This window comes from Photobacterium lucens (assembly GCF_009873615.1).
In the GTDB taxonomy this organism is placed as follows: Bacteria; Pseudomonadota; Gammaproteobacteria; order Enterobacterales; family Vibrionaceae; genus Photobacterium; species Photobacterium lucens.
Genome location: NZ_SSMG01000283.1, coordinates 1 through 6,101, shown reverse-complemented (window position 1 = coordinate 6,101; position 6,101 = coordinate 1). Strand labels below are relative to the sequence as shown.

3 protein-coding genes and 1 tRNA gene are annotated in these 6,101 nt (G+C 39.5%); 2 read left to right on the top strand and 2 right to left on the bottom strand.

From position 1 onward, the window contains the following. Window positions 1-210 precede the first annotated feature (210 nt). Window positions 211-1,116 (top strand): hypothetical protein, encoded by a 906-nt coding sequence (locus E5A76_RS12290; RefSeq protein ID WP_161119109.1) that lies wholly within the window; start codon window positions 211-213, stop codon window positions 1,114-1,116. A 257-nt stretch (window positions 1,117-1,373) separates the two neighbouring features. On the opposite strand, the gene E5A76_RS20690 is transcribed toward E5A76_RS12290, so the two are convergent. After that, complete coding sequence (locus E5A76_RS20690) at window positions 1,374-1,496, bottom strand: hypothetical protein (RefSeq protein ID WP_008989652.1); 123 nt, start codon at window positions 1,494-1,496, stop codon at window positions 1,374-1,376. Window positions 1,497-1,702: 206 nt separating this feature from the next. On the opposite strand from E5A76_RS20690, the gene E5A76_RS12285 reads away from it, so the two are divergent. Continuing rightward, complete coding sequence (locus E5A76_RS12285; RefSeq protein WP_161119108.1) at window positions 1,703-5,839, top strand: DUF3859 domain-containing protein; 4,137 nt, start codon at window positions 1,703-1,705, stop codon at window positions 5,837-5,839. A gap of 89 nt (window positions 5,840-5,928) precedes the next feature. Here E5A76_RS12285 and E5A76_RS12280 read toward each other — a convergent pair. After that, window positions 5,929-6,002 (bottom strand) — tRNA-Gly (locus E5A76_RS12280). Window positions 6,003-6,101: the final 99 nt, after the last annotated feature.

The window sequence follows — 6,101 nt, the reverse complement described above, 5'->3', positions numbered from 1 at the left end:
TATCAATACTAGTCTTTAATAGATGATGTGACCATATAACTTGTTATTTTTAAATGAAAAGCGTGCACTTTGTCAGAACGCCGTGTTTTATATGCAGAGAATATCCGTACATTGATAGTTAAATTTTTTAAAATCTTATTGCTGAGGCATGCGCCTGAAAAAATATGGCTAAAGTCTGTTATTAAGTATTGATATAGATAGGCTGAAGCAATGGCATGGCGAATATTTTTAGCTCTCATTGCGTGTAGTAGCATCGCTGCATGTAATAGTGATAATAGCAATTCTGTAAAAGTAAATACTCCTACCGACCCTGCGCAGTCAGAGGCTGTTGTTGAACAAGTCGATAATAGCGATGCTGTTGAACCTGAACCTGAACCTGAACCTGAACCTGAACCTGAATTAGAAGAAGTGACGCGTTCAGAGCCTGAGTGTGATGTAGAAACGGTTAATTTATTAGACTTTGTCCCATGGCAGCGCGAAGAAGGCTGGTGGGTAGGTGAATATACGTTCTTAGGGGCGGATGGTAATCCCAATGTCTCAGCAAGCTGGCCTTATCGTTACGATCATTATCGCGGGTTTATTCATTTAGAGGTCATAGGAAACAGCATTAAGCAACGCAATGTTTTTTTATATCCAGCTAAAGCTGCCGCTGAATGTGAATCGGATCAGGACGTTGTTGGCGCGGGTGTGTGTGGCGATAACGGTAATGAAAAAGTGTTCAGTGCAGATCAAACCGCGTCAGATTGTGAAGGGAATTTAGCCGGCCCCTTTGAAGCGTTTGGTATGACGTTAAGTACGACAACGACATTAATTGGTGATGACACAGTGTTGTATCAAGTACGATTACCAGATGGCAGTTTTACCCAAAATCAATTAACAACATTACCTCCTAATAATACCCGAGTGCGTACCGCTCAAGGTTTCTTTATGGGCGCGCCTACTTATGCGAGCTATTATCGAGAACGTAAGGTGACACAAGAAGAATTTGTTCAGTTGTTAGAAGAAACACGTCAAGAATACAATATCTTAGAAACAGATTATTGTGGCTATGACTCAGGAGGGAGCCCAAGTGGCGTTACATGTGACGAGCACTTTGGTGTGACGCTTGGGGAGTGATATACAGCGTGTAGCGAAATTTAGGAGATAAAATAAAGACCAATAACGATAACGTTGTTGGTCTTTATTTTGATACCCAAGTAACTTCAAGATGCAGTGTTTAGCGAGACGACCTTAGTTCTCAGGCGCGGTAACGATTCGAAGATATAGTGGTTCTACATTGAGAATTGTTAACAAAGTCTGAGAGCTAAGGACGCTCGCCCTTTGGGAGCGTGTCACTGAATCAGGCATCTTGAAGTCGCTTGGGTATATGATCATCAGTGGATGCTGCGGCTCACTTCAACGTTGCCATGAGCTTGAATCGATGTGCCTTCAGACATGGAATGAGCACAGCCGATAATGAATATGCTAAGAAAGGCTAGCACAATCCAATTATTCATTGTTTATCTCGAAATTAGTGTTAAGGAGGATAAACCTTACGCAGTTCACTAAATAGATTCAAGTGGGCAAAAATGAGCTGTTATGCATGAGTTTTCGTTGGTATTAAATTGTGATTAAAGGCGGGAATTAGTAAGTAACGCGTATGTTTGCTTTTAAATGTATATTAAAATCAGATGCTTTAATCTATTAAATTCAAAATAGCCGCATGACGATACAAGCACAAACTGCTGCGTTTACGATTACATACGATCCTAAAAATATTCACTCATTAAGCAATGGTCTGAAAGATTACCGTCAGTTCATTCAACAAGAACAAGCCTTTAGTGACTTTCACTGTCATGTTCGTTTTAAATTAGCAGACAATACCGACGACAGCTTGGCTGAATTACTGCATGATCCCATTTTAAAAACTCTTTTATCATTTAGTGATGTCAGCCTTACCGAATTAGCTCAAAATCATAAATTAGCAGACTGTTATATTGAGCCTGAAACCGCTTTTTTCTTACGAGCATTAACGCATCCTAAATTAGAAGATGAGCTTAAACAAACAGCGGTAGTGCTAAGTCAGGTGTCTCGTCGAATAAATGATTCTGCAGAAATGTGGATATCTGATACTGAGGTACTAGGGCTATCAGCATTGCTCGCTTTAGCACTTAAATATCCAAAATATACCTATCTATTAGCCGCTTATATTGTTCCATATTGGGATACAGAACATGCGCCTTTTGGTGAAGAAGTATTAGCGTTGGTTGCAAGCCACCATGGTTACAGTCACGATATGCTAAAAGCATTTTGCTATTGCGATAACGACAGTGCCCGCGCCAAAATGTTTGCTTTGCAACATACGACTTATGATGAGCATCAAGCAGCAGTCGGTGATGCTAAGCCTCAATCATTGCTAGATATCTTCCGCCAGCAACCACAAGAGTTTGAAGTATTTAAAAAACTACTTAAGCAGCGTTTTTCTGAACAAGATTATCTTCAGTATGTTGATGATGAACGTTATTACAATGAAGATCCTATTCGTAGCTTTGTCATGTCTTTAGTCGCCACCGATGACGGTTCGGGTTGCTACGATACTGATGAACAATCTCTTACGATGAGTGAGGCATGGTTTATTGATTCATCTGCCGATGATGCGGCTGCTGATCTTAAATTAGACGTAGAAACTTATTTAGGTCGATCAATTGTGGCACCTAAAACGATCGAAGAAGATGACGATCTGACTGAGCATTATTATCGTGGAACTGGAATTTCCCAGTGGAAAGCTTTTATTACTGGAGCATTAAATCACGGTAGAGAAATATGGGATTTTATTGTTAGTGGTGACAATGAGCAGATACTGGAACAGGTTGAACCTTGTGATATTGAAGGGTTGATCCGAGCAGGTAACTATCAACTTATTGGTAAAGTAAATTATTTTGTCGGCAGCTTTGATTCATTTGATAGTGAATTAGAGAAGATTATTTATGACGTACTTGCTGATTGGACGTTTGATGATGATGGTGAAGCGAATGAGTCTGAGGGGCGTTTTAAGTTATTTCGTCTATTAGATGTGCTTTATCGATGCAATGGTAATAAAGGGTTTGATCCTAATTTTATCGAGCATATGGTCACTGAATATGAGTTCTTTAGTCACAGTGAGTTTATGGCTCGTTATCCTGGTGATTGGCGAATGATGTTCAGTCACGCGCTGGATTCATTTTCAGGCTATCGCAGTAATATTGAACGTAATGAAGCGGAAAGCTTGTATGCATTGACGCAACAACATCGATCAGAAGTTGCTGAGTTTATAGACAAGATGGCAAGCGATGAAGACTGTGAACAGATAACCTTACTGGGTCTTTGTGCCATTATTGCTTATTTTGATCAGCAATATGTCGTGAGTGATGAGCTCACTCAAAAAGCATTACAGATCTTAAATGATCAGCTTGTTGCTGCTATTTATCAGCAAACGGCAGAAACAAGTCTGTTCCAGTGCGCAAAAAAACGTCGTTATCGCAATGATTGCAGTAAGCTAGATGAAGCTCAAATCAGCCAAATAAATCAGGATTGGCAAGTCGTAGAGAAATACCTAAAAGGGGATACGCAAGATTTTGAGCTTGCTTTAACTGCGTTTGAAAAGCATCAAGTACGTTGTGATGAAGAAGATGCACTTTTCCGTGCGTTACCGCATTACGAATTTTTACGTGATTTTGATGATAAAGCCCAAAAATTATTAGTTTGTGCCCAAATTATTGCTCAGTTTTCTCAATCATCGATTCAGCTTTTCGCTCAACGTTATGTGGCGTTGTGGTTGCACATAGCACCAACGAAAACTTTGAAGATGTTGGCTTATTTTCATGTTAAACCCCGTTACGGTCATGAGTCCTACAACGACTTTGATAAACGTCATCACCAAAAAATTGCATTTATCGAACAACTACAAGGTGTAACGGCTGTTGGTGAAAGCGCTTATTTGTTAGAAAACTTGATTGGTGAAATGCCAAGCGATACTGATATGCAAGTAGTGTTTGAACTTTGGTTTAAGCAATTTCAAGAGGAATTATCGTTACCAGAAGAGCAACGTAGTTTACATCATGCTCTCACCATTATTTTGCCGCGTTATCAGCAAATATTCATGACAGAGCTGAAGCAATTTAATTCGGCTCTTATCCCTAACTATTTTGAACAAACGCTGTTGGATTTAGTGATAAATCGTGTCACGCAACGTATTCAAAATACGATTCATGACAAACGTGAATTCAATCAGCAAGAACGACATGATATTGAAGTTGTGCGTCAATATCTGTTGTTAGATACACCAGCTTCGTCAGCTCAAATTGATGCTGTTGTGTCAATGATGGAAAAACGCTATATCAATGACTTTAATAGTCCTTATGGTGGTATTGAGCTTGATAAGCTGTTTTGGCATTTGTCTTCAGTACAACAAGACAACCTCATGCAGATCTATATTCATCACCGTGATATGTCCTTTGATGTTTTGTGCCAGTGGCGTAATGAAGAGCAACCATATTGGCTTTGTGAACGAGCACAGGGATTAGGAATGAACACGCTGCAATTGCTGCGGTTGATCCTTAAAGAGAAGTGGCATAACTGCTTAGTTTTATTACCTAATCAAGACCTACTTGCTGAGCAGGCACAAACGCTGGATATCGAAACGTTATATCAGCTATTAATTAATGTCGCTAAGTTAGGCAATTTTGAACACTTTATTACCTCGTTTAAAGATCACGCTTCACGTCGGATCCGTGATCTCGTCGCTGACATTCAGAATGGCAAATATGCACCATTGCATTCTTCTCTGCTTGAAGTAATCAATTACGGTATTTATACAGAAGTAGGGACAGTTGAAGAGGGAGAGTTAGCTGAACTAGACGATACTGATGATGAGTTTGTGACTGTTACCCAACTTGAGCACCAAAAGGAAACATTGCTAGTAGAAGCGGAACTCGGTGTGATGATTGGTATGAGGGTCGGCTATTTCAGCGATGATGAAGAACAAGCATTACCTGAAGTATTAGCGTTTAAAGTGCGTGTTCATCATCCTTATATTCGAAGTCATGACGGGTATGTTTCGCAGTGGGATTCGGAAGTGACACTAGATTATAGCTGTTATGTGGGATGGACGTTTTCACATAAGAGCTTGTGTGTTGCTGGTATATACAAGATCGAATTACTGGATTTAAAAGATAATGTGATTGAATCAAAAACGTTTCATGTTGTCTCTAAACGCCCGCTGCTCGTTGATGCTTTGGTAGAGCAATATCAAAGCAGCGACTTAGTACAGCATCAAGTGGGGTGTTTAAATTTAAGTGATAAAGCGTTGACGATTGTTGATGCTAAAAAGCACTGTGATACGTTGAATATTGCTCATCAACTTGAGAACAGTTTAATCAACGTTTATAGCTATTTTGATGATAAACAATTGGCATTTAGTGAACTTCGTTTAAATGATTCCTCGGTACAACATTGGTACATTGCTTCTAATCAATTACGCATGTTTATTGAAAAACGTGTGAAAGGTAAAAAGCTGCTATTGGGCACGGCAGCGGCAACAAAATTTGCGTTAGACAACAAACAGCAGTGGCACAAAGTAGTGAATCGTAAATCACCAGTGTCTTTATTTCAGCCTCAAGAGTCCAAAGCAGATAATGTACTTGCTTTACATTTGGACAAAGGGGGTTTTAGAACATTAGTTGGTTACAGTGCTGATGGAAAGCCATGTTGTATCGTACTGGCTCATATGAAAATAGGGTTATTTAGACGCTTATTATTACGTATGGTAGCAAAAGTTGCGCAGAATGCGATTAGTGATAAAGGATTGCCATCGACACTCTAAATTCAATCTTGATGTTATCTATACCTAAAGTATGAAAAAAGCCGTAGTGTTTCACTGCGGTTTTTTGTTTTGTGGGGGAAAGTCAGAAATGGAGCGGATAACGGGAATCGAACCCGTGTCATGAGCTTGGGAAGCTCAGGTAATGCCATTATACGATACCCGCTCTGTTATTTTTAAATTAGAACTCTGAGATAAGTCCGTCAAACAGTATTGGTTAGAAAAGAGTATTTATTAATAAAATGCGCCAAATAAAGAATAAGCT

What these genes read in the sequence shown, in the direction of transcription:
- E5A76_RS12290 (WP_161119109.1), top strand. Translation starts at nt 211, where the DNA reads ATGGCATGGCGAATATTTTTAGCTCTCATTGCGTGTAGTAGCATCGCT.
- E5A76_RS20690 (WP_008989652.1), bottom strand. Translation starts at nt 1,496, where the DNA reads ATGAATAATTGGATTGTGCTAGCCTTTCTTAGCATATTCATTATCGGC.
- E5A76_RS12285 (WP_161119108.1), top strand. Translation starts at nt 1,703, where the DNA reads ATGACGATACAAGCACAAACTGCTGCGTTTACGATTACATACGATCCT.